Raw genomic sequence first — 22,837 nt, 5'->3', positions numbered from 1 at the left:
TCCATCGACGGAACCCTCGCGGCCCTTGACACGCCAAGTGATCGTGGCCAAACCGTAATGTGATGTGACGTCGCATCACGTCGCCCATTGGCCCCGGTTTGCCGACCTTTGCCGGGCGTCCTCCTCGGCTGCTCGCGCCCACCGGCCAGTGACAACGACCGACTCCTCTGCGAGGGTGGCAGACACACCCATGACAAGCGCCGACCCCGGTCGCGTCTGTCATGTAACAGTCCATAATGGAGGAGGATCTTTGAGGAGACGAGTCACGGCGGGCCTGGCCGCAGCCACGGCCGCGCTGCTGGCGGCCGGCGTCGTCACGGCACCGGCGTCCGCCGCCCCGGCGGCGGAGCCGACCCCGGGCGCCGAGAAGGCGAAGCACGGCAGGGACAGCCTTCCCGACGCCAAGGCGGATCAGCACCAGGAGGTCCGCAAGCAGGCCATCGCCGACCTGGTCCAGGGCAAGGTCAAGCTCCAGACCCGCAACGGTTCCAAGGTCATTCAGGTCAAGAACGACAAGTTCGTCGAGTACCAACAGGCCCCGAAGACCGATCCGATCTTCACCATGCTGGTCCAGTTCGGTAACCAGACCGACCCGCGCACCGGCGGGACCGCCGGCCCGCAGGTGAACCAGATCGCCGCGCCGGACCGCAACTGGGACGGCGGCGCCACCGACGACAACAGCACCCTGTGGCGGCCCGACTTCAACCGGGCCCACTACATGAACATGTTCTACGGCGCGGGCGAGTCGTTCCGGGACTTCTACCTCAAGCAGTCCGGGGGCCGCTACACGGTCAACGGCGACGTGAGCGACTGGGTCACCGTCCCCTACAACGAGGCCCGGTACGGCAGCAACGCCATCTCCGAGGCCGACGGCTACTGGAACTTCGTCAAGGACAGCTCCACGTCCTGGTACGACTCCCAGGTGGCCGCGGGCAAGACGCCGCAGCAGATCAAGGACTACCTCAAGCAGTTCGACATCTGGGACCGGTACGACTTCGACGGCGACGGCGACTTCAACGAGCCGGACGGCTACGTCGACCACTTCCAGGCGGTGCACGCGGGCGAGGGCGAGGAGGCCGGCGGCGGCGCCGAGGGCGAGGACGCCATCTGGTCGCACCGGTGGGCCGCGTTCCCGAACCTGGCCGGCAGCGCCGGCCCGGCGGGGAACCTGTCCGGCGGCGTGCAGATCGGCAACACCGGCATGTGGATCCGTGACTACACCACGGAGCCGGAGAACGGCGGCCTCGGCGTCTTCGCGCACGAGTACGGCCACGACCTCGGCCTGCCGGACCTGTACGACACCAACGGCGGCGACAACGGGGTGGGCTTCTGGAGCCTGATGGCCTCGGGTTCGTGGCTGAGCCGCGGCACCGACGACATCGGCTCGACGCCGGGCTACATGGACCCGTGGTCGAAGCTCTTCCTCGGCTGGCTGAACTACTCGACGGTCGAGTACGGCAAGGGCAACACCATCCTGCCGATCGGCCCGGCCGGTGACAGCGACGGGCCGAAGGCCCAGGCGGTCGTGGTGAACCTGCCCCCGCAGACCCAGACCACCTCGTACAACACCCCGTTCGCGGGTGCCAACGAGTGGTGGGGCGGCAGCGCCGACGACCTGAACACCACGCTGACCCGTCAGCTGGACCTGACCGGTACGACGTCCGCGTCGATCACCGCGAAGGCCTGGTACGACATCGAAGAGGACTACGACTACCTGTACGCCGAGGTGTCCACCAACGGTGGCGCCACCTGGGCGCCGCTGAGCAACTCGATCATCGACGCCGGCGAGACCGGGGTCGACGGCTCCAGCGACGGCAACTGGGTCGACCTGACCTACGACCTGTCCGCGTACGCCGGGCAGACCGTGCAGTTCCGCTACCGCTACCAGAGCGACGGCGGCGTGCACCTGGCCGGCGCGTTCCTGGACAACATCTCGCTGGTCAAGGGCGGCACCGCCGCCTGGACCGACAGCGCGGAGACGCTGGACCCGGCGTGGACCGCCAGGGGCTTCACCCGGATGGGCGGCTCGGTCACCGACTCGTACCCCCGCTTCTACATCGCGGAGAACCGGACCTACCTCGGGTACGACGACACGCTGCGCACCGGCGGGTACAACTACGGGTTCGCCAACACCCGCCCGAACTGGGTGGAGCGGTTCTCGAACCAGCCCGGCCTGCTGGTCTGGTACGTGAACTACGCGTACGGCGACAACAACACCTCGCAGCACCCGGGCTACGGCTTCAACCTGCCGGTCGACGTCCGTCCGGGCCAGATCAAGGTGGGCGACCGCGCCATCACCAACCGGCGCAACGGCTACGACGGCACGTTCAGCTGGTTCGTCAAGCCGGCGCAGACCTTCCACCTCAACGGGGTGGCGGTCACCGTGCCGAAGCTCAACCCGAACCCGGTGTTCAACGACAGCCAGGCCGACCGCTACTGGACGGCCGGCAACCCGCAGAACTCGGTGAAGGTGGCCGGCAGCGGCACCAAGATCACGATCGTGACGCAGGGCAAGAAGGCAACCGACAACATGGTCCTGCTTGTCAGCAATTGATCCAATGATCGATGAAGGGGCCGGTGGCGGCGACGCCGCCGGCCCCTTCAGTCTGCACAGATGTCTATAGATCGAAATATGTGACTGCAATTCCTGACCCCACGTCCGCGCTGTTCAGCCGTTCGGGGAACGCCAAGGGTGTGACGGTGGAACGCATTCCCGACGAAAGTTTGCAACAAATCGACGTATGCGTCTTCCCACCCGTCCCGGGAGACTCTATGTTCACCATTGGTCCCCTAGTGGGGCCTCTTTGCCGGCCCGTACCCCCGTTGGGCCGGTTCCCTCACACCGGAGGTACCACGTGCGGAAAGTCGCAGTGGGTCTGCTCGGGCTTTCGTTGACGGCGACGGGACTGGTGGTCGGCACGTCCGCCAGCGCCGCGCCGGCTCCGAAGCTCCCGGCGACCGCCCCGTCGGCCGTCGAGGCCCCAGCGGATCACGATCTGCCGGACAAGTTCGAGGACAAGCGCCGCACGCTTCGTCAGGAGGGACTCAGCGAGGTCCTCTCCGGCCGGGCCAAGGCGCAGAAGATCAACGGCAGCACCGTCGTCAAGGTCGGCGAGACCGCCGGCAGCGCGGCAGCGTCCGTCGGCGCCCGGAACGCCAAGGCCGGCCAGCAGGACCAGTACGTCGAGCTGGCCCGGGAGCAGACCGACAAGATCTTCGTGATCCTGGCAGAGTTCGGCGACGACCGGGACCCGGCATACCCGGACAAGGACACGAACCCGACCATCGCGGGTCCGACCACCTTCGACGGGCCGCAGCGCAACCAGATCCCCCAGCCCAACCGGGCGGTGGACAACTCGACCGTGTGGCAGGCGGACTACAGCGCGGACTACTTCCGCAAGCTGTACTTCGGCACCGGGCAGGGCGACGAGTCGGTCAAGCAGTACTACGAGTCCCAGTCCTCCGGGCGGTACACGGTCGACGGCCAGGTCACCGACTGGGTGAAGGTCAAGTACAACGCCGCCCGGTACGGCCGCTCGAACGACCCGAAGGCCGACTCCGACCCGACGGGCGACCCGGCGGTCTGCGCGGCGAACAACTGCCAGAACACCTGGGACCTGGTCCGCGACGCCGCCAACCAGTGGGTCGTCGACCAGAAGGCCAAGGGCCGCACCGACGCCCAGATCAAGGCCGACATGCAGTCCTACGACCAGTGGGACCGGTTCGACTACGACGGCGACGGCGACTTCAACGAGCCGGACGGCTACATCGACCACTTCCAGATCGTCCACTCCGGCGGCGACCAGGCCGACGGCGACCCGCACCAGGGTGAGGACGCCATCTGGAGCCACCGCTGGTCGGCGTACAACACCTCGCGCACCGGCCCGGTGAACTTCCCGATCGGCGGCACCCAGATCGGCAACACCGGCATCTGGATCCGCGACTACACGATCCAGCCGGAGAACGGCGGCCGGAGCGTCTTCTACCACGAGTACGCGCACGACCTGGGCCTGCCGGACGACTACAACAACCTCAACGGCGGCGACAACAACAACGAGCACTGGACCCTGATGGCCCAGAGCCGGCTGAACGCCAAGGAGGACGCCGGCATCGGCGACCGCGGCGGCGACCTCGGCGCCTGGAACAAGCTCCAGCTCGGCTGGCTCGACTACGAGGTGGTCAAGGCCGGCCAGAAGAAGACCCTGGAGCTCGGCCCGCAGGAGTACAACTCCGCCAAGCCGCAGGCCGCCGTGGTGGTGCTCCCGCAGCGGGAGTACACCTTCGACTACGGCCAGCCGTTCGAGGGCACCAAGCAGTTCTTCTCCGGCAACGACGACGACCTGGACACCGCGCTGACCAGGACGATCGACCTCACCGGGAAGACCTCGGCGGCGCTGTCGCTCAAGGGCCGGTTCGACATCGAGGAAGGCTACGACTACCTCTTCTTCGAGGCGTCGACCGACGGCGGGGCCACCTGGGACGCGCTCCCCGGCACCGTGGGCGGCTCGCCGATCCCGCCGGTGTCGAACACCGACCCGACGCCGGCCCTCAGCGGCAGCAGCGCGGGCCAGTGGACCGACATCAACATCCCGCTGAACTCGCTGGCCGGCCAGGTCGTGCAGTTCCGCTTCCACTACCTCACCGACGGGGGAGTCTCCGAGGGCGGCTTCTTCGGCGACAACATCACGGTGACCGCCGACGGTCAGACCCTCTCCAGCAACGGCGCCGAGGCCGGCCTCGGTGACTGGGCTGCCAAGGGCTGGAGCATCGTCGCGGGGAGCTACACCCGGCTCTTCGACAACTACTACATCGCCGGCAACCGGACGTACGTCTCGTACGACAAGTACCTGAAGACCGGCCCGTACTACTTCGGCTACGGCACCACCCGCCCGGACTACGTGGACCACTACGCGTACCAGGAGGGCCTGCTGATCTCGTACTGGAACCTCCGGTTCGCGGACAACGACACGTTCGAGCACCCGGGTGAGGGTCGGAACATGATCATCGACTCGCACCCGCAGCCGCTCTACAACCTGACCGGCAACCCGTGGCGGGCCCGCGTCCAGGTGTACGACGCGACGTTCAGCCTGAAGAAGGCGGACTCGTTCACGCTGCACATCAACGGTCAGGCCCAGTACGTCCGGGGCCAGGCCGCGCAGCCGCTGTTCGACGACACCAAGCAGTACTGGTACTCGGAGCTGCCGAACCACGGCGTCAAGGTCCCGGCCACCGGCACCAAGATCAAGGTGCTGGAGCAGAAGGGCACCTCGGTCAAGGTCCGCTTCTCCTGATCCACTGATCGACCGCACCACCGCGATGCCCGGGCAGCTCACCTGCCCGGGCATCGCCCTTTCCACCGGGGAACCAGCCGACCAGCCGGAACGCCGAAACGGACAGGCGCGGCGGGGTCCTAGGCTGTGGGCATGACCGAGCAGCGTGGCGGGGCCGTCGACGAGACCTGTGTCCTCACCGAGGGGCCGTGGACGCACCGGTTCGTCGGCGCGAACGGCAGCCGCTTCCACGTGGTCGAGGCCGGCACCGGCCCGATGGTGCTCTTCCTGCACGGCTTCCCCGAGCACTGGTGGGCATGGCACGACATCCTGCCGGCGGTCGCCGACGCGGGATTCCGGGCGGTCGCGGTCGACCTGCGCGGCTACGGCGCCAGCGACAAACCCCCGCGCGGGTACGACGGCTACACCCTCGCCGCCGACGTCGCCGGCCTGATCCGCGGCCTCGGCGAGCGTTCCGCCACCGTGGTGGGCACCGGGGCCGGCGGCATGATCGCCTGGACCGTCGCCTCGTTCCACCCCTCGCTGGTCCGCCGGCTCGTGGTGCTCGGCGCCCCGCACCCGCTCCGGCTGCGGGCAGCGATCTTCGCCGACCCGCGCGGCCAGTTCACCGCATCCACACCGACCCTGAAGTTCCAGCTGCCCCGGTACGAGCACGTGCTCACCCGGGACGACGCGGCAGCCGTCGAGGAGACGCTGCGCCGCTGGGGCGGGCCGCGCTGGGTGAACGGGCCCGACTTCGAGGCGTACGCCGAGCGCTGCCGGGAGGCGATGCGGATCCCGCAGGCCGCGTTCTGCGCGCTGGAGGGCTACCGGTGGGCGTTCCGCTCGGTGCTGCGGCTGCACGGCTACCGGTTCGTCCGGCTGATGCAGAAGCCCCTGATCACCCCGACGCTCCAACTGCACGGCGCACTGGACGTCGCCTCCCTGCCGCGTACCGCCCAGGGTTCCGGCCGGTACGTGGTGGCCCCCTACGAGTGGCGGCTGCTCGACGACGTGGGGCACTTCCCGCACGTCGAGGCCCGGGACGTGGTGCTCGGCGAGATCCTGCGCTGGACCAAGTCCTGACCGGCGGAGGTCAGTCAGCGGCCGGCTCGGACCGCCGGGTGACCCCGCTACCACCCTGCGCTGTCAGAGACGCTGCTCGCGCAGGTCGGCAACCTCGCGGGCCGGGGCCCAGCCCTGATACACCCCGAAGTCGAAGACCTCCAGCCCCATCGCCCGGGCGACCGGCCAACGCCCGCCGGTGTACTCCACCCGCAGCCAGCCGTCGTGCTCGGCCAGCACGATGAACGGCTGCCCCTGCCAGGTGCAGGTGGTCCGGACGTACGCCAGTTCTTCGATCTCGGTCGCCGGGAGCACCCGAACGTACCGGCCGGGGCGGATCTCCTCGAACCCGTCGCCGGGCTCCGGCTGGTACAACCGGACATCGTCATCGTCCGGGCTGGCCTGGTACTCACGCCCGCGCCAGCGGGCCACGTAACCGTCGCGCATCAGGACTCACCGACCTGTCTCCAGAGCAGGGCGTCGGTGTCCAGGGTCGCGACCACCCGCTCGGTGCCGTCCGCGCCGATCCGCCACAGCTCCGCGCCGTGCGGCAGCCGGGCGCTGTCCACCTTGAACTCCGCCACCACGTCGCTGCTGTCCCCCGGGGCGAAGCCGTTGCCCCGGAACGGCGGGCGCTCCATGACCCAGCCCTCCATGGCCCGCATGGCGCCCTCGTTCTGCCCGCCGTAGGGGATCCGGTAGAGGCTCGGCCGGTGCGCCGGCCAGCGCAGCACGTAGATCTGCGCGGCGTCCCGGGAGAACGGCGAGTCCGGGTACCCGAGGCCCAGCGCGTCGTGCAGCTGGGCCGGGCTGTTCAGGTGGGCCAACTCGTTGGCCCGGTGCACGAAGCCGGAGACCCGGTCGTAGCCGCGCTCCAGGTAGTAGGTGAGCTGGCTCGGGGCGATCGCCTTCTGCATCACCACGGGCCGGTTCGGGTCCACGGGCGGCGGGACGTGCCGGGCGGCGCCCGTGGACGCCTCGGCGGCCGGCTCCGGCTCGGGCTCCGGCTCGCTCCCGGCGTCGTCGCCGAGCCCCACCTCGGCGGCCCAGTTGGCCAGCGCCACGATCTGCTCGCCGGGCAACTTCGCGCCGACCGACGTGTTCGGGTTCACCGCGAACGACCAGGCGTCGTCGGGCCAGCAGCGGATCAGCTGGACGAACTTGACCCGTACGGTCTCCACCGGCTCGTCGACGTGGTCGGCCAGCCGCTCCGGGGAGGTGTGGACCACGACGTACGTCTCGCCGTCCAGCCGCTCGGTCCGCCAGACGAAGCCCGGGTCCCCCGGCCTGCTGTCGGGCGCCGAGTCGGGTGCCACCGGCAGGAGCACCCGGGCCAGCAGCAGCGTGGAGAGGAAGCTGTCGGTGCTGCCGGTGCCGGCGGCGGCGAGCAGGTCCTCCTCCACCTCGTTCGCCGGCCGGAAGTCGGCCGCCGGGGTTGCCGACGCCGCCTGTTCCGGCTCCCGGATCGCCACCGGCTCCCCGGCCCTCGGCTCCTCACCGGCCCTCGCCGGGTCCGGCTCCTCGGTGGCCCTCAGGACCGACTCCCCGGCGGCCGACGGGCCCGGCAGAGGCCCTGTCGGAACGGCCTCGACGGCCGGCTCGGGGTCGACGTGGCCGGACAGGGCCGGGCGGAACAGGGACTCGGCCGACGGGTCCGACGCGGGTGGCGTCGACGGGGCGAACAGCACGGCAGTCGGGCCCGGGTCGTCCGGGGCGGGCGGTCCGGAAACCACGCCGGCCCCCGCCGGGAAACCAAGCGGCGGCGCCGCTTCGCCCTGCCCCTGGCCGAGGTCGCCCTGGCCGTGGCCCGGGGAGCCCTGGTCGTGGTCGGGGAGGGGCGGCGGCGCGGGCCAACCAAGATCGGAGACCGGGTCGATCCGGTCGAGTTCGGGCACCGGATCGAGCCCGCCGAGGTCGGGCATCGACGTCGGGGCCGGGGTGCTGCCGCCGAAGAGAGACGGGCCGGGGACGGCGCCCGGCGCACCGGCCGGCCCGGTCGCCGGCAGGTCCCGCGCCTCGATGATGGTGCCCTCGATGACGATGGGCGAGAAGGAACGGCGGGACGCGGGCGGCCCGGAGACCGGCTCGACGGCCGACGTCGGCAGCTCCTCCGCCGTCTCCTCGACCGGTGCGGCGACGGGCTGCTCCGCAAGGGGCCGGGTGGGCTCCTCGCCGTCCGCCCCGGGGCGGGGGCGAGGGAACGCCTGGGCGGCGCCGGCCCCGGGCCGACGACGTGACAGCCCACCGTCCGGCCCGGCACCATCGGCCCCGAGGGGACGGGTCGGCTCGTCCCCACCGGTCGGGCCGAGGGGACGGGTCGGCTCGTCCGCCAACACGCCACCGGGCACGCCGATGGGACGGGTCGGCTCGTCGCCCGGCGCGACGGGCCGGAACGCCTGGGTCGGCTCCGCCTGCGGCGGCGACACCCGGGGCGGCTCCGGCGGTGCCGCGCCGCCGGGACGCAGGGCCCGGGTCGGGTCCTCGGCGCTGGGAGCCGGTGAGGTCGCCTCCCCGGGCCGGAACGCCCGGGTGACCTCCCCGGGCCCGACGGCACCGATGCGCAGGGCCTGCGTCCGCTCTCCGGGCCCGACGTCCCCGGGTCGGAATGCCCGGGTGACCTCCTCGGAGCCGCCACCGTCGGGGCGGAACGCCCGGGTGAGCTCCTCGGGGCCGCCACCGTCGGGGCGGAACGCCCGGGTGAGCTCCTCGGAGCCGACGCCACCGGGGCGGAACGGCTCGGGCTGCGACGCGGCCGGGGCCGCACCGGCGGGCGGGAACGCCACCGTCGACGGCTCCGCGGGTGTGGCGGGGTGGAAGGCATGCGGCGGTTGCTCGGTGGCCGGGTCCGAGGCCGGACGCCGCCGGGGGAAGGGCTGAGCACCCCCGGCGAACCGGGACGGCGGGGCGGCCCGCTCCGCGGGACGACGGGGCTCCCCGATCGGCCGGGCGGCCCGGCTCCGGCCGGACGCCGGCTCGAAGAAGGAGGCGGGCGGGGTTGGTGGGGTGGGCGGCGCCGGCGGCTCGGGGGGCCGGCCGTTTCCGCCACCACCCGCTGCCGCCTCCCCGGTGGGGGGCGCATCGGGCGTCCGCCGTCGGGAGACGTTCAGCCACGCCGATCCGGACGGCGGCGCGTCGGTGTGCGTCTCCCCGGCACCGTCCGGGCCGCCTGCCGTGGCGGGACCCGGTCGGCCGGCCACGTCCCCGGCCCGGTACGGCGAGCCGGCTGCGGGCTCGCCCGCGCCGCCGGGCGACCGGTACGACGGCCCGGTCGGGACCGACGTGGGCGGGACCGACGTGGGCAGTACCGACTCCGGCGGCGCGGTGGCCAGCCGGGCGGTGGTCAGCGACGTGGTGGGCGCCTCGGCGGCGGACGACTCGGTCGTGGGGCGGCCCGGCGGCGGCCCCGCAACCGACGGCTCCGGCAGGCTCGGCGTCGGCGACGTCGGGGCGTCCCGGCCGGGAACCACCGCTGTCGCCCGGGTCCTGGCGACGTTCTCCGCGCGTTCCAGGCGGGCCCGGGCACCCATGGTGCGGCCGGGCAGCCGCACGTCGCCCCGGGACAGCTGGGAGACGAACCAGGCGGGAAGATACCCCTCGATGGGCAGGCCAGGGTTGACCGCCAGCCACCACTCGTGGTTGGGCCAGTCGACGGCGAGTTCGGCGTACCCGCTGCGGCGGCTGGCCGCCGGGTTCCCGCCCAGGCAGGCCTGCAGCGCGGCGGACGAGGTGAACGCCAGCACGTGCGTGCGCCCGCCCGTGGTCCAGGTCCCCCAGCCCATCGGGGCCTGCCCGGCCAGTGCCTGCGTGGAGACCGGCAGCAGCAGCTCGGTGCGGGCCAGCACGCGGAAGTAGAGCTCTTGGTCGTTGGCGCGGAGCGCATCCCGCATCGCCGCCTCGGCCTCGGTAGCCGGCTCCCAGTCGGTCACGGCCACCTCTCCTCCCGTGAACAGGCCATAGGCATCGCGTACAACCTACAAGGTGGTAACAAGATCACAATGGCTGGCCGGCGACGCCCCGCCGGGCGATCCGGATGGGACTAACATCCTGTTCCGGAGCCGACACGATACGGAGGCGATCGATGCCCCGGCCCACCGCGCGTGCGGTCCTCGCCGCCGCCGCGGCGGCGGCCCTGCTGATCATGCTGCCCGCCACCCCGACGCGCACGGCCGACCCGTGGCCAGCGACGGACCGGCCGAACACGGTCGACCCGGTGGGCGAGGAAGGCGGGCCGCGCGCGGCCGAACCGGCGGGCGCGGCGAACAGGCTCGACCTGGCGGGCTCCCGAGGTGCGGCGACACCAGGGTGCGCCACCCCGCTCGCGCCCGTCCGGCCCGTCGCGGCCACCCCCTGGCCCCAGCGCCGGTACGCTCCCGAGCGGCTCGCCGCCCTGGCCACCGGGGCCGGGATCACCGTCGCGGTGATCGACTCCGGGGTGGACCGGAGGCACCCGCAACTGGCCGGCCGGATCCTCGACGGGGCCGACTTCCTCGACCCGGGGGGCGACGGCGGCCGGGACTGCGCCGGGCACGGCACGGGCGTGGCGAGCGTCATCGCCGCCGTGCCGCGGGCCGGCGTCGCGTTCCAGGGGCTCGCCCCCCGCGCCCGGATCCTGCCGGTGCGGGTCAGCGAGCAGCAGGTCGTCGAGGGACGCGAAGCGGGGCGGACGGTCGGCGCGACGGATTTCGCCCGGGCGATCCGCTGGGCGGTCGACCACGACGCCGACGTGCTCAATCTCTCCCTCGTGCTGTACGTCGACCACCCCGCCGTCCGGGCGGCGGTCCGCTACGCGGTGGACCGGGACGTGGTCGTGGTGGCCGCCGCCGGCAACCTGCACGACGACGGGGATCCCCGCCCGTATCCGGCCGCGTACGACGGGGTGCTCGGCGTGGGCGCGATCGGCCCCGACGGCCGGCGGGCCGACTTCTCGCAGGCCGGCCCGTACGTCGACCTGGTCGCCCCCGGCGGCGAGGTGCTGACCGCCGCGCCCGGGCAGGGCCACCACCGGGTCGAGGGGACCAGCTATGCCGCCCCGTTCGTGGCGGCCACCGCTGCGCTCGTCCGGGAGTACCGGCCGGAACTGACCGCCGTCCAGGTGTCGCAGCGGATCGTCGCGACGGCCGACCCGGCCCCGGGTGACGGCTCGGGCGACGGGTACGGCGCCGGGGTGCTCAACCCGTACCGGGCGGTGACCGAGACCGGCGCGGGCCCGGCGGGCCGGAAGCGTGGTGTCGGGGCGCTGCCGGCGGACCGGGCCGATCCCGCCCTGGCCGCCCGGCAGGCCCGACGCGCGGCGGCCCGGGACCGGGCGCTGGCCGTCACCGCCGCCACCGGCACCGCCGTGGCGGGCGTGGTGCTGCTGGCCGTGGTGCTCCCCCGGGCCTCGCGCCGGCGGTGGCGGCCGGCACCCTGACCCCACCCGGCACCCCGCCACACCCGGGTGTCGCCGCGAGCCGGACGGAACCACGGTGCCGTAGGACAGCCGGACGGGCCGGCGGCGCCCGGCCGTCGGACGCCGCCGGGGACGGCTCGCTCACTGGAACAGGTTGACGTTCCGCTTCTCGGTGTCGAGGTAGTCGGACGCGGAGTCGTCGACGGCGAGCTTGATGTCGCGCAGCATCGCCTGGAGGTCCTGCGAGGCGGACTGCCACCGGGTCTGGCGCTGCTCGTACGCCTGCCGGGCCTCGCCGTCCCAGCCCGCCACCAGGGGCGCGGCGTCCCGTTCCAGCTGCCCGAGCTGGTGGTCGAGCGTGTTCAACGCCCGTTGGATGTCCGCGCCGGCCTGGTGCAGGGCGGCGAAGTTGACGACCAGCACACCGTGGTCCATCGGATGATCCCCTTTCCGGGAAGGTGCTACAGCGGCAACTGGATGCCGCGGTTGGTGCCGGCGACCCGGCCGGCGGCCTCGCTGTCGGAGGCGTCGTACTGCTGGCCGGCGGTGCGGATGGCGGACGCGGTCTCCCGCAGCGCCCGCTGCAACGCCGTCTGGTCCTGCGACCACTGCTGCTTCACCTGCTCGAACGAACGCCCACCGGCACCCCGCCAGGCCTGCTGCAACACCTCCAGCTCTGCCAGCAGGCCGGTAAGCATGGACTGCAGGGACTGGTCCACCTGCTCGAACTTCGCGGCGGTCTGCTGCATCACCGCGGCTTCTGCCTGGGTCTGGGACACCCCGGACGTCACCTCGTCTCCTCGATTGGGTGGCTGGCCGTCGGTCGCGCCCGTGTCGGACGCGCCGCTCGCCTCGCCGGCGGGCGGCACCGGTGGGTGAGGGCTCAGCGAACTCGTCGCTGACGGTAGCCGTACGGTGGCAGTTCTGCCACCCCGCCCCGCTCCCCTGTGGACAACTCCGGATCCCCTACGCCGAGGCGGAGTCATACGATGACGCTGCGGCACCGGCCGCACCGACGCCGTGGCTCCGCCCGGCGTCGCCGGGTGAGCGCTGGGGAGGCGCGGTGACGGCCAGCACGACCACGGCCCCGGCCCAGCCGGCGCACCGGCAGCCGCTCCCGCCACAGTGGATACCCGCCGCCGGCCCGCGACCGCCGGCCGCGCAGCGGGTCGGCCAGGTGGCCGCCTCGCAGGTGGCGGTGGCGCTGGTCGCCGCCGCGGCCGGCCGGGGCGCGGCGGCGGCCGGGGCCGCCGTGCTGCTGGCCGTGGCGTTGCTGGCGGGCTCCTGGGTGCGGATCCGGGGCCGCTGGCTGTTCACCTGGTTCGGCATCGCCGTCGGCCTCCTCTGCCGGCGGCGCGCCCCGGCGCCCACCGCCGGCCCGGACGGCCTGCTGGAGCTGCTCTCCCCCGGCGCGGCGGTGCGCGCGGCGGAGCTGGCCGGCGGCCCGGCCGCGCTGGTCGACGACGCGGGCGGGCTGACCGCCGTGTTGGAGATCGGCGACCCGGGGGCCCTGATCGGCGACGGCCCCCGTGGCCTCCCCCCGCTGTCGACGCTGCTGCCGCCGGTCTCGCCGGAGCTGCCCCCGATCCGGCTCCAGCTGCTGTTCAGCGGCTCGCCCGCGCCAGCCGCCACGGCCGGCGACAGCACGGTGGCGACGTCGTACCGGCAGCTCACCGAGGGGCGGCTGGCCGGGCGGGACCGGGCGCTGCTCGCGGTCCGGGCGCTGCGCGTCGTCGGGTGGACCGACGAGGACCTCCGGGTCGCCCTCTCCGGCGTGGTCCGGCGGATCGTCCGCCGGATCGGGCCGGTGACCGCCCGCACGCTCGGCGTGCACGCCGCGCTGCGCGTCCTCGCGGACCTGGCCCACCACGACGACGGCGACCCCGTGCTGGAGTCCTGGCCGACGGTGCGCACGGGGGAGCTGCGGCAGACCACGTTCCGGGTACGCCGCGGGCCGGACGTGCGCACCGACAGCGGGCGGCGGCTGGTGCCCCGCCTGCTCGTCCTGCCGGCGGCGGCCACCACGGTCTCGCTCTGCGTCGGCCCCCGCACCGGCGTCGACGGCGCGGGCCCACCGGCCGAGCTGACCGTACGGCTGGCCGCCTGGACGCCCGGTGAGCTGTCGGTGGCGGCGCAGGCCCTGCGGGGGCTGGTGGACTCGGCCGGCGGTGAGGTGGAGCGGCTCGACGGCCAGCAGCTCCCGGCGCTGGCCGGCACCTTGCCGCTCGCGTCGGCGGCCCCGGGCGCATCGGTCGGCGCCGCCACCCTGGACGCGCTGGAGCTGCCGGTCGGCGAGGCCGGGCTGATGGTGGGCGCCAACCGGCGCGGCGAGGCCTTGACGATTCGCCTGTTCCGGCCGGAGGGCACCCGGTTGATGCTGGTCGGTGGGGTCCGGGCCGCCCAGTTGGTGACCCTGCGGGCGATGGCGCTGGGCGCCCGGGTGGCGGTGCGGACGACCCGGCCGCAGGCGTGGGAGCGGTTCGTCCGGGGCGTCGGCACGCCCGGTGGGCCGATCCCGGTGCTGCCGCCGGGCCGGCCGGTGGTCGGCGGCCCTGCCTCTCCGCTGCGGCCATTGCTGCTCGTGGTGGACGCCGGGCCGGTGGCCCCGGCCGCCGGGCCGGGGCCGGCCTGGCAGTCCACTCTGGTTGTTCGGGACGACCTCACTCCGGCCGACGCCGACCCGTTGAGCCGGGCGGACCTGGTCTTGCTGCAACCGCTCAGCCCCGCCGAGGCCACGCTCGCCGGGGCCGCGCTCGGCCTCGGCGGGTCGGCGGACTGGCTGACCCGGATCCGGGAGGACATGGTGGCGGTGGTGAACCGGCAGGCGCTGCGCTGGGCGCTGCTCTCGCCCACCCCGATCGAGTCGCAACTGATCGGCCGGCCCGGGCGGGGCTGAACCGCACCTGGTCCACAAGCCCACTTGGCCGGTCACGGGTTCCGTCAGTGGCGGGTCCATGACACCATCCGTGGCCATGGGTTTCCTGAAGGGTCTACTGATCCGGCTGGGCAGCACGGCACTGGCCTTCTGGCTTGCCACCCTGCTCATCCCGGGCATCACGCTCGACACGAGCTCGGCCACCGAGGCGGTCGTCACGCTGGTTCTCGTCGCCGTGATCTTCGGCGTCGTGAACGCCGTGCTCCAGCCGGTCATCAAGACCGTCGGCTGCGGCTTCTACCTGCTGACCCTGGGCCTGATCGCGCTGGTGGTGAACGGTCTGCTCTTCCTGCTGTCGAGCTGGATCGCGGGCGAGGCCGGGCTGCCGTTCCACGTGGACGGTTTCTGGCCGGAGGCGGTGTTCGGCGCGCTCCTCGTCGGCGTCGTCACCTGGCTCCTGGGCGCCCTGCTCGACCGGGACTGAGCGTTCCGTCAGGGCCAGTTGCCGGGAATTGGCTGGCGAGGGGCCACAGCCGCGGGGTTAGGGTCGGGGCGTGACCATTCTGACCCGCGACGACGGCCACCTACTCAGCACCGACCCGGCCCGGCTCGATCTCGACCTGGTGCACCGCTGGCTCTCCACCGACGCGTACTGGGCGCTCGGGCGGGACCGGGAGACCGTGGGGCGGGCATTCGCCGGCTCGCTGCCGTTCGGCGTGTACCGCCCGGGGGACGGTCGCCAGGTCGCCGTGGCCCGGGTGGTCACCGACGGGGTGACCTTCGCCTGGCTCTGCGACGTCTATGTGGACCGGGTTGCCCGGGGGCACGGGCTGGGCACCTGGCTGACCGGCGCGGTCCGCGACCACCTGGCCGAGCTCGGCGTACAACGGATCGTGCTGGCCACCGCCGACGCGCACGGGGTGTACGCGAAGGTCGGCTTCGCCCCGGTCGACCCGGGCCGGTGGATGGAGTACGACCATCGGGTGAGCCAGCTCACCGGAAAGGAACCGGAGGCGGCTTCACCCCTTACCGTGGAGGCGTGACCCCGCTCCGCATCGGATACCTCTACGGCCTCGGCGCGTACCTGCTCTGGGGCTTCTTCCCGCTCTACTTCAAGCTGCTCCAGCCGGCCGGGCCGCTGGAGATCCTGGCGCACCGGGTCGTCTGGTCGATGGTGTTCGTGACGCTGCTGCTCGCCGCGCTGCGCAACATCGGCTTCCTGCGCGCGCTGGCCCGCCGCCCCCGGGCCCTGGCCGGGATCGCCGCAGCAGCAGCACTGATCGCCGTCAACTGGGGCGCCTACATCTACGGGGTGAACTCCGAGCGGGTGGTGGAGACCGCGCTCGGCTACTTCATCAACCCGCTGGTGTCGGTGCTGCTCGGGGTGACCGTGCTGCGCGAGCGGCTGCGCCCCACCCAGTGGCTGGCGCTGGGCATCGGCGCGGCGGCGGTGGGCGTGCTCACCGTCGACTACGGCCGGCTGCCCTGGCTGGCGCTCACCCTGGCGGTCACCTTCGCCGGGTACGGGCTGGTCAAGAAGCAACTCGGGCTGCCGGCGGCGGAGGGGCTCTTCGTGGAGTCCGCAGTGCTGGCCCTGCCCGCCCTCGGCTACCTCGGCTGGCTCGCCACCGCCGGCGGCCTCAAGTTCGGCCACGTCTCCGCCGGGCACACCGCGCTGCTGGTGCTGGCCGGGGCGGCGACCGCGATCCCGCTGCTGTTCTTCGCCGGGGCGGCCAACCGGCTGCCGCTGACGGCGCTGGGCATGCTCCAGTACGTCGCGCCGATCCTCCAGCTCGGCTGCGGCGTGCTGATCTTCCACGAGCCGATGCCCCCGGCCCGCCTCGCCGGCTTCGCCCTGGTCTGGCTGGCCCTGGTGGTCTTCACCACCGACGCCCTCCGCCACGCCCGCCGCACCCACCTCGCCCGCCGCGCCGCACCCCCCACCGATCTTGCACTCGCGGCCCCCGGTTCGCCGCGTTAGTCCGATTCGCCGGGGCCGCAACCGCAAGATCGCGGTGGGGGCGGGGTGGGGTGGGGTTGGGGGTGGGGGTTAGCGGGTGGTGTAGGTGAGGATTGGGGTGCCGTCGGCGCGGAGCAGTTCCAGGCGGACCAGTTCGCCGCCGGTGAAGTGGGTGGCGCCGGTGAACCGCAGCTCGTCGCCGGGGACGGCCAGCCAGGAGCCGATCTGCTCCGTCGCGCCGTCCGGGCCGTGCGCCACCAGCCGGAAGGTGTACGCCTCGCGGTGGCCGTCCCGCCGGTCGTACCCGCAGCGCATGGTGACCTCGGTGCCCCACGAAGTGCCGGTCAGCCCGATCTCGGCGTGCACCGGCACCGTGCCGGAGACCGTCCGCATGGCGGCCATCGGCACCTGCGGGGCCGGCGTCGGGGTGACCTCGGTGGCCGGCCGGACGGTGGCCGCGCCGCCGAGCCCGGCGAGCAGCGCCAGCACGGCGGCGGCCAGCGAGGTCACGACGTACCGGCGGCCGGCGGCCCGGCGGTCACGGCGGCGGCGGTCCCGCGCGGCGGCGAGCAGCGCGTCCACCCGGGAAGTCTCGGCCGCCGGCTCCAGCAACGGCACCAGCCCCGCCGGATCGAGCCGACCGAGCAGCCCGGGTAGCACGGCGATCTCGGCCACCGCCTCCCGGCAGGAGGCGCAGCCGGCCAGGTGCCGCTCGTAGGCGGCCCGCTCGGCGGGGGCGAGCGCACCCAGCAGGTACGCGCCGTCGTCGTGGGCGAACTCGCAGCGGGTCATCGGGTCACCCCCATCTCGGCCAGCGCCAGCCGTAGTGAACGCAGCGCGTAGTGGGTGCGGGACTTGACCGTGCCGGGTGGCACGCCCAGCCGCGCCGCCGCCTCGGCCACCGAGCGCCCCTGGTAGAAGCACTCGATCAGCACCTCCCGGTGGGTCGGGCTGAGCCGGTTCAGCGCCTCGGCGACCGTCCACGCCTCCACCGCCCGCTCCGCCTCGTCGACCGCCTCCGGGGGCTCCGGCAGCTCGTCGGTGTAGACCTCGCCGACCCGCGTGGAGCGCCGCCGCCAGGCGTCGATGGCCAGGTTCCGGGCGGTGGTGAACAGCCAGGCCCGCACCGAACCGCGCGTCGGGTCGAGCGCTTCCGGGTGCCGCCAGGCCCGCAGCAGCGTCTCCTGCACCAGGTCCTCGGCCCGGGTCCGGTCGCCGTTGACCAGCCGCAGGGCGTGCGCGTGGAGCGCGTCGGCGTGCTCGTCGTGCAGGGCGCGCAGCAGTCGGGCGTCGTGGTCGCTGATGGCAGCCTCCTCGGGTGTCGGGGAGTCCAGCGCTTCGCGCCGGCGCGCGCGGCGACCCCCTCCAGCCCGGGAGGGGGTCCTGTCGTCTCAGCCCTCGGCGGCGGCGGCGTCGGCGACGGCGCGGGCGACGGTGAGCAGTTTGGCCCGGACCACCCGGGCGGAGGTCATCATCTCGCTGGCCGGCAGCGCGCAGGCCAGCACCATCCGGCGTTCCAGGTCCTTGTCCGGGGTGACCAGCACCGCGGCGCACGCCACGCCCTGCCGGAACTGGCTCAGTTCGAGCTGCATCCCGCGCCGGTCGCCGGCCGCCAGGTCCGCCTCGAACGCCTCGGGACTGGTCAGGGTGGCGTTGGTGAACGGGCGCATGCCGTACTCCCGCAGGTAGCGGAAGCGCTGCTCGGCGGTGAGGGTGGCCAGCAGGGCCTTGCCGAGCGCGGTGGCGTGCGCCCCCTCGTCGAAACCCGGGACCATGTCCTCCAGGTACGGCGAGCGGTGTCCCTCGGCGACGGCGGTGATCGCCACCTGGCCGCCGACGAACCGGCCCAGGTAGTGGCTGTAGCCGGTGTCCAGGGCGGCCCGCCGCAGGCACTCGCCGACCGGCGCCGGCCCCCGGAACGCGGTGACCAGCTCGCGGTACCGGTCGGCGATCTCCAGCCCGACGATGTACGTGCCGTCCTCCCGACGGATCACGTAGCCCTCGTACGCCAGGGTGCGGACCAGGTGGTAGGTGGTGGCCACGGTCAGCTCGCAGCGTCGCGCGATCTGCTTGACGGTCAGCCCTTTCGGGGCGCGGCCGACCGATTCGAGCACGCGTAGGGCGCGGGACACACTTCGGATGAGATCCGAAGGTTCCGCCAAGGGGTCGCGCACAACCACCTCCGCCGCCGGGGAGTTACACCATATGAAATCCAGGCGTCCGGCGAAATGCCTGTTCGGATCGACGATGCCAGATCATCCTAAACGGTCAGTGCGCCGAGCGACACGGTGAGTTGTCCGAGGTGGGCTCGCGTAGGTTTGCGGGACCATGACCCGTACCGCCCCGCACCCCGCGTCCCCAGCCGCAGCCCGCCGTCCCCTCCGGGCCGGTGCGGGGGCGGTCGCCACCACCGTCGCCTGCGTCCTGCCGGTCTTCCTGGTCGGTGGCCTCGCCGTGCAGATGGGTGCGGACCTGGGCTTCTCCCCGACCGGGCTGGGCCTGGTCGTGTCCGTGTACTTCGGCGTCAGCGCGCTCGCCTCGGTGCCCTCCGGGGCCCTCGTGGAGCGACTCGGCCCGGCCGTGGTGGCCCGCGCCGGCATCCTCCTCTCCGCCGGGTCCATGCTGGCCGTGGCGGCGTTGGCCCGGTCGTACCCGGTGCTGGTCGGGCTGCTGGCGCTCGGCGCCGCCGCCAACGCCCTGGGGCAGCTCGCCAGCAACGCGGCGCTGGTCCGGCACGTCCCGCCGCACCGGCAGGGGCTGTCGTTCGGGGTGAAGCAGGCGGCCATCCCACTCTCCACCCTGCTGGCCGGCCTGGCCGTGCCGACCGTCGCCGTGGCCGTCGGCTGGCGGTGGGCCTTCGTGGCGGGCACGGTCGCCGCGCTGGCCGCCCTGCCGCTCGTACCGGCGGGGGAGGCCCGCCCGGGGCGGCCGACCGGCGACCGGCGGGCCGGTGGGGCGACGGGGGCCCTGGTGCTGGTCGGGGTGGCCGCGACGCTGGCGGCGGCCGCCGCGAACGCGCTGGGCACCTTCCTGGTCGACTCGGCCGCCGGCCGGGGGCTCTCGCCGAGCCTGGCCGGGCTGACCCTGACCCTCGGCAGCGTGGTGTGCCTGGCCGCCCGGATCGGCTCCGGCTGGCTGGCCGACCGCCGGGACGGCGGCCACGTCGCGGTCATCGCCGGCATGCTCGTCGTCGGCGCCCTGGGGCTGGTGCTGCTGGCGCTGACCGGGCCGGTGCCGCTCGTGGCGGGCGTGGTGCTCGGCTTCGGCCTGGGCTGGGCGTGGCCCGGGCTGATGACCTTCGCGGTGGCCCAACTGCACCCGCAGGCCCCGGCCGCCGCCACCTCGATCACCCAGACCGGGGTGTACGCCGGCGGCTGCCTCGGCCCGCTGGCCCTCGGCGCGACCGCCACCGCCTTCGGCTACCCGACGATGTGGCTCGCGGCGGCAACGGCCATGCTCGGGTCGGCCGCCCTGATGCTCACAGCGGCCCGCCTGCTGCACGCCCGCTGACGGGGTCAGCTCGTGACGCCCGCCGACGGGGGTCAGCTCGTGCGGTCGGCGATGTAGTCGCAGAGGGATTCGAGGGCCCGGCGGGTCGCCCCGTCCGGGAGCGGGGCGAGCTGCCCACGCGCGTCCTCGGCGTAGCTGCGGACCGTCTCCCGGGCCCGCTTCAGGGCGGGGGACTCGCGGAGCAGATCGAGGGCCTCGGCGTGCAGGTCGTCGTCGACGAGTGGGCCGGTGGCCAGGATCTCCCGCAGCCGCACCGAGGCGGCGTCGGAGTCGTCCGAGGCGAGCGCGTAGAGCACCGGCAGCGTCGGCACCCCCTCGCGCAGGTCCGTGCCGGGGGTCTTGCCCGACTGCAACGACTCGCTGGCGATGTCCAGCAGGTCGTCGGAGAGCTGGAAGGCCACGCCGATGGTCTCGCCGTATTTGGCCAGGGCCTCGGTGTGCTCGATGGGCGCCTCGCCGAACATGCCGCCGAACCGGGCCGAGGTGGCGATCAGCGAGCCGGTCTTCCCCGCGATCACGTACAGGTAGTGGTCGACCGGGTCCTGCCCGTCCCGGGGGCCGACCGTCTCGGCGATCTGGCCGTGCACCAGCCGGGCGAATGTGCGCGCCTGTAGGCGCACCGCCTCGGTGCCCAGGTCGGCCGCGAGGTCTGCGGCGCGGGCGAACAGGTAGTCGCCGACCAGGATCGCCACCGAGTTCGTCCAGCGCGAGTTGGCGCTCGGCGCACCCCGGCGCATGGCGGCCTCGTCCATCACGTCGTCGTGGTACAGCGTCGCCAGGTGGGTGAGCTCCACCACCACGGCGGCGTGGACGACCTGCGGGCTCGTCGGGTCGCCGAACTGGGCGCCCAGGGCGACCAGCAGCGGACGGAACCGCTTCCCGCCGGCGTCCACCAGGTGCCGGGCGGCCTCGGTCACCAACGGGTCGGCGCTCGCCACCGCGGCCCGCAGCTCCGCCTCGACGGACTCCAGCAGGCCCAGCACGGACGCCTCGACGCGGGAATCGGCCAGTTGCAGACCGAGCGCGCCGAACTGACCGGCGCTATCCCGACTCCGCCGAGCGGAGCCGGTGCCACCTGAACGCTCGCCAGCCGAAATCACCACGCTATCCACCATGCCACACCCATTCGACCTGCTCCGGACGGGGGATACGGCGACGGGGCCGGCACGCGATCGCGTGCCGGCCCCGTCGCCGGGAAAGGTCGGTCATCGTACGAATTCGGCGGCGCCATTGGCGAGATCGAGCAGCGGGCCCGGGATGACGCCCAGCACCAGGGTGGCCAGCACGCCGATCATGAGGGCGGCCGAGGTGAGCCCGCCCGGCGTGGTGACCGTGGGGGTGGACTCGCCCGGCTCGGACAGCCACATCATCACCACGACCCGCAGGTACGGGAACGCCAGCACCATGCTGGTCAGCACGCCAGCCACCACCAGCCACGCGTGGCCGGCGTCCAACGCCGGGGCGAAGACGGCGAACTTGCTCATGAACCCGCTGGTCAGCGGGATACCGGCGAAGGCCAGCAGGAGGAAGGTGAAGATCGCCGCGAAGAACGGCGAGCGCCGGCCCAGCCCGGCCCAGCGGGACAGGTGGGTAGCCTCCCCGTCGGCGTCCCGGACCAGGGTCACCACCGCGAACGCGGCAAGCACCGAGAACCCGTACGCGACCAGGTAGAACATCGTGCCGGAGAGCCCGTCCTTGCTCGGCGCGAGCACCCCGACGAGCAGGTACCCGGCGTTCGCGATCGACGAGTACGCCAGCAGCCGCTTGATGTCGGTCTGGGTCACCGCCAGCACCGCGCCGACCAGCATGGTCAGCACCGCGATCGCGCCGAGGACCGGCGTGAAGTCCCACGCCGCCCCGGAGAACGCCACGTGGAACACCCGCAGCAGGGCACCGAACGCGGCGACCTTGGTGCAGGAAGCCATGAAGCCGGTGACCGGCGTCGGGGCTCCCTGGTACACGTCCGGGGTCCAGACGTGGAACGGAGCGGCGGCGGCCTTGAACAGCAGCCCGATGGCGAGCAGCGCCATGCCGGCGAAGAGCAGCACCTTGCTGGCCGGGGACTCGGCCACCGCGGCGTGGATGGTGGCGAAGTCGACGCCCGCCGGCCGGCCCGGGATGCCCGAGGTGAACCCGTACACCAGGGCCACGCCGAAGAGGAAGAACGCCGAGGCGTACGCGCCGAGCAGGAAGTACTTCATGGCCGCCTCCTGGCTCAGCAGCCGCCGGCGGCGGGCCAGCGCGCAGAGCAGGTAGAGCGGCAGCGAGAAGACCTCGAGGGCGATGAACATGGTCAGCAGGTCGTTCGCCGCCACGAAGATCAGCATTCCGCCGATCGCGAAGCTGGTCAGCGGGTAGACCTCGGTCGCCCCGTTGCTGCTCTCGGCCTGCCGCCGGTCGTCGGCCGACTCGGCGGTGACCGCGGCCTGGGCGACGAACGCCCCGCCCCGCTCCACCGAACGCTCACCGATCAGCAGCAGCGCCATCGCGGCGAGGACCAGGATCGCGCCCTGGAGGAACAGCGTGGGCCCGTCCACGGCGATCGCCCCGCCTGCGGTGAGCAGCCGGTCGTCGGAGTTCAGGATCACCATCACCAGTGCGGCGAGCACCGCCAGCAGCCCCAGGGAGAGCTGCCCGACGTGCCGCAGCCGGCGGGGCACGAAGGCCTCGACCAGCACGCCCAGCAGGGCTGCGCTGAGCATGATCAGGATCGGAGCGAGCGCCGCGTAGTCGATCGACGGCAACTTCAGCTCGGTCATTGCACGTGC

Annotated in this window: 18 protein-coding genes; 9 read left to right on the top strand and 9 right to left on the bottom strand. The window is 73.4% G+C overall.

Annotated features, from left to right (window positions below):
- The first annotated feature begins 250 nt into the window (after positions 1-250).
- From GVV04_RS17465 to GVV04_RS17455, 3 genes are all read left to right on the top strand, one after another.
- On the top strand, positions 251-2,554 hold the full coding sequence (locus tag GVV04_RS17465) for an immune inhibitor A domain-containing protein (protein ID WP_201753583.1): 2,304 nt from the start codon (positions 251-253) through the stop codon (positions 2,552-2,554).
- A 316-nt stretch (positions 2,555-2,870) separates the two neighbouring features.
- Positions 2,871-5,291, top strand: a complete 2,421-nt coding sequence (locus tag GVV04_RS17460) for an immune inhibitor A domain-containing protein (RefSeq protein WP_161689438.1) — start codon at positions 2,871-2,873, stop codon at positions 5,289-5,291.
- A 132-nt stretch (positions 5,292-5,423) separates the two neighbouring features.
- Positions 5,424-6,356, top strand: coding sequence for an alpha/beta fold hydrolase (locus tag GVV04_RS17455; protein WP_161689079.1), 933 nt, complete (start codon positions 5,424-5,426; stop codon positions 6,354-6,356).
- A 63-nt stretch (positions 6,357-6,419) separates the two neighbouring features.
- Here the strand turns inward: GVV04_RS17455 and GVV04_RS17450 are convergent, their stop codons facing one another.
- Both GVV04_RS17450 and GVV04_RS34395 read right to left on the bottom strand, forming a co-directional pair.
- On the bottom strand, positions 6,420-6,785 hold the full coding sequence (locus tag GVV04_RS17450) for a hypothetical protein (RefSeq protein WP_161689437.1): 366 nt from the start codon (positions 6,783-6,785) through the stop codon (positions 6,420-6,422).
- A complete protein-coding gene (locus GVV04_RS34395; RefSeq protein ID WP_161689078.1) occupies positions 6,782-10,261 on the bottom strand; it encodes an SseB family protein in 3,480 nt (1,159 codons plus the stop codon). Before GVV04_RS34395 ends, GVV04_RS17450 begins: the two co-directional genes overlap by 4 nt.
- Positions 10,262-10,413: 152 nt before the next feature.
- On the opposite strand from GVV04_RS34395, the gene mycP reads away from it, so the two are divergent.
- Complete coding sequence (gene mycP, locus GVV04_RS17440) at positions 10,414-11,745, top strand: type VII secretion-associated serine protease mycosin (protein ID WP_235966247.1); 1,332 nt, start codon at positions 10,414-10,416, stop codon at positions 11,743-11,745.
- Positions 11,746-11,865: 120 nt separating this feature from the next.
- Here mycP and GVV04_RS17435 read toward each other — a convergent pair whose 3' ends face one another.
- Both GVV04_RS17435 and GVV04_RS33180 read right to left on the bottom strand, forming a co-directional pair.
- Complete coding sequence (locus GVV04_RS17435) at positions 11,866-12,159, bottom strand: WXG100 family type VII secretion target (RefSeq protein WP_161689077.1); 294 nt, start codon at positions 12,157-12,159, stop codon at positions 11,866-11,868.
- A 26-nt stretch (positions 12,160-12,185) separates the two neighbouring features.
- On the bottom strand, positions 12,186-12,503 hold the full coding sequence (locus tag GVV04_RS33180) for a WXG100 family type VII secretion target (RefSeq protein WP_161689435.1): 318 nt from the start codon (positions 12,501-12,503) through the stop codon (positions 12,186-12,188).
- A gap of 284 nt (positions 12,504-12,787) precedes the next feature.
- Between GVV04_RS33180 and eccE the strand changes: the two genes are divergently transcribed.
- From eccE to rarD, 4 genes are all read left to right on the top strand, one after another.
- Complete coding sequence (gene eccE / locus GVV04_RS17425) at positions 12,788-14,620, top strand: type VII secretion protein EccE (RefSeq protein WP_328822428.1); 1,833 nt, start codon at positions 12,788-12,790, stop codon at positions 14,618-14,620.
- A 76-nt stretch (positions 14,621-14,696) separates the two neighbouring features.
- Positions 14,697-15,083: a phage holin family protein gene (locus GVV04_RS17420; protein WP_161689076.1), complete on the top strand. Its 387-nt coding sequence runs from the start codon at positions 14,697-14,699 to the stop codon at positions 15,081-15,083.
- Between the two features lie 70 nt (positions 15,084-15,153).
- Complete coding sequence (locus GVV04_RS17415) at positions 15,154-15,642, top strand: GNAT family N-acetyltransferase (protein WP_161689075.1); 489 nt, start codon at positions 15,154-15,156, stop codon at positions 15,640-15,642.
- Positions 15,639-16,580: an EamA family transporter RarD gene (gene rarD, locus GVV04_RS17410; RefSeq protein WP_161689074.1), complete on the top strand. Its 942-nt coding sequence runs from the start codon at positions 15,639-15,641 to the stop codon at positions 16,578-16,580. Before GVV04_RS17415 ends, rarD begins: the two co-directional genes overlap by 4 nt.
- A 69-nt stretch (positions 16,581-16,649) precedes the next feature.
- Here the strand turns inward: rarD and GVV04_RS17405 are convergent, their stop codons facing one another.
- The 3 genes from GVV04_RS17405 to GVV04_RS17395 form a co-directional block, all read right to left on the bottom strand.
- Positions 16,650-17,351, bottom strand: coding sequence for an anti-sigma factor family protein (locus GVV04_RS17405; protein WP_161689073.1), 702 nt, complete (start codon positions 17,349-17,351; stop codon positions 16,650-16,652).
- A complete protein-coding gene (locus GVV04_RS17400; RefSeq protein ID WP_235966370.1) occupies positions 17,348-17,842 on the bottom strand; it encodes a sigma-70 family RNA polymerase sigma factor in 495 nt (164 codons plus the stop codon). Before GVV04_RS17400 ends, GVV04_RS17405 begins: the two co-directional genes overlap by 4 nt.
- Positions 17,843-17,950: 108 nt before the next feature.
- Entirely contained in the window at positions 17,951-18,733 is a 783-nt protein-coding gene (locus tag GVV04_RS17395; RefSeq protein ID WP_161689072.1) for an IclR family transcriptional regulator, read from the bottom strand.
- A 154-nt stretch (positions 18,734-18,887) separates the two neighbouring features.
- On the opposite strand from GVV04_RS17395, the gene GVV04_RS17390 reads away from it, so the two are divergent.
- Positions 18,888-20,069, top strand: a complete 1,182-nt coding sequence (locus GVV04_RS17390; RefSeq protein WP_161689071.1) for an MFS transporter — start codon at positions 18,888-18,890, stop codon at positions 20,067-20,069.
- A gap of 32 nt (positions 20,070-20,101) precedes the next feature.
- On the opposite strand, the gene GVV04_RS17385 is transcribed toward GVV04_RS17390, so the two are convergent.
- Entirely contained in the window at positions 20,102-21,184 is a 1,083-nt protein-coding gene (locus tag GVV04_RS17385) for a polyprenyl synthetase family protein (RefSeq protein WP_161689070.1), read from the bottom strand.
- A 90-nt stretch (positions 21,185-21,274) separates the two neighbouring features.
- A complete protein-coding gene (nuoN, locus tag GVV04_RS17380; RefSeq protein WP_161689069.1) occupies positions 21,275-22,828 on the bottom strand; it encodes an NADH-quinone oxidoreductase subunit NuoN in 1,554 nt (517 codons plus the stop codon).
- Positions 22,829-22,837 lie beyond the last annotated feature (9 nt).

Source organism: Micromonospora rubida, assembly GCF_009908295.1.
Classification (GTDB): domain Bacteria; phylum Actinomycetota; class Actinomycetes; order Mycobacteriales; family Micromonosporaceae; genus Micromonospora; species Micromonospora rubida.
Note: the sequence above shows the minus strand (reverse complement) of the source record. Positions and strands in the feature narration are given on the sequence as shown.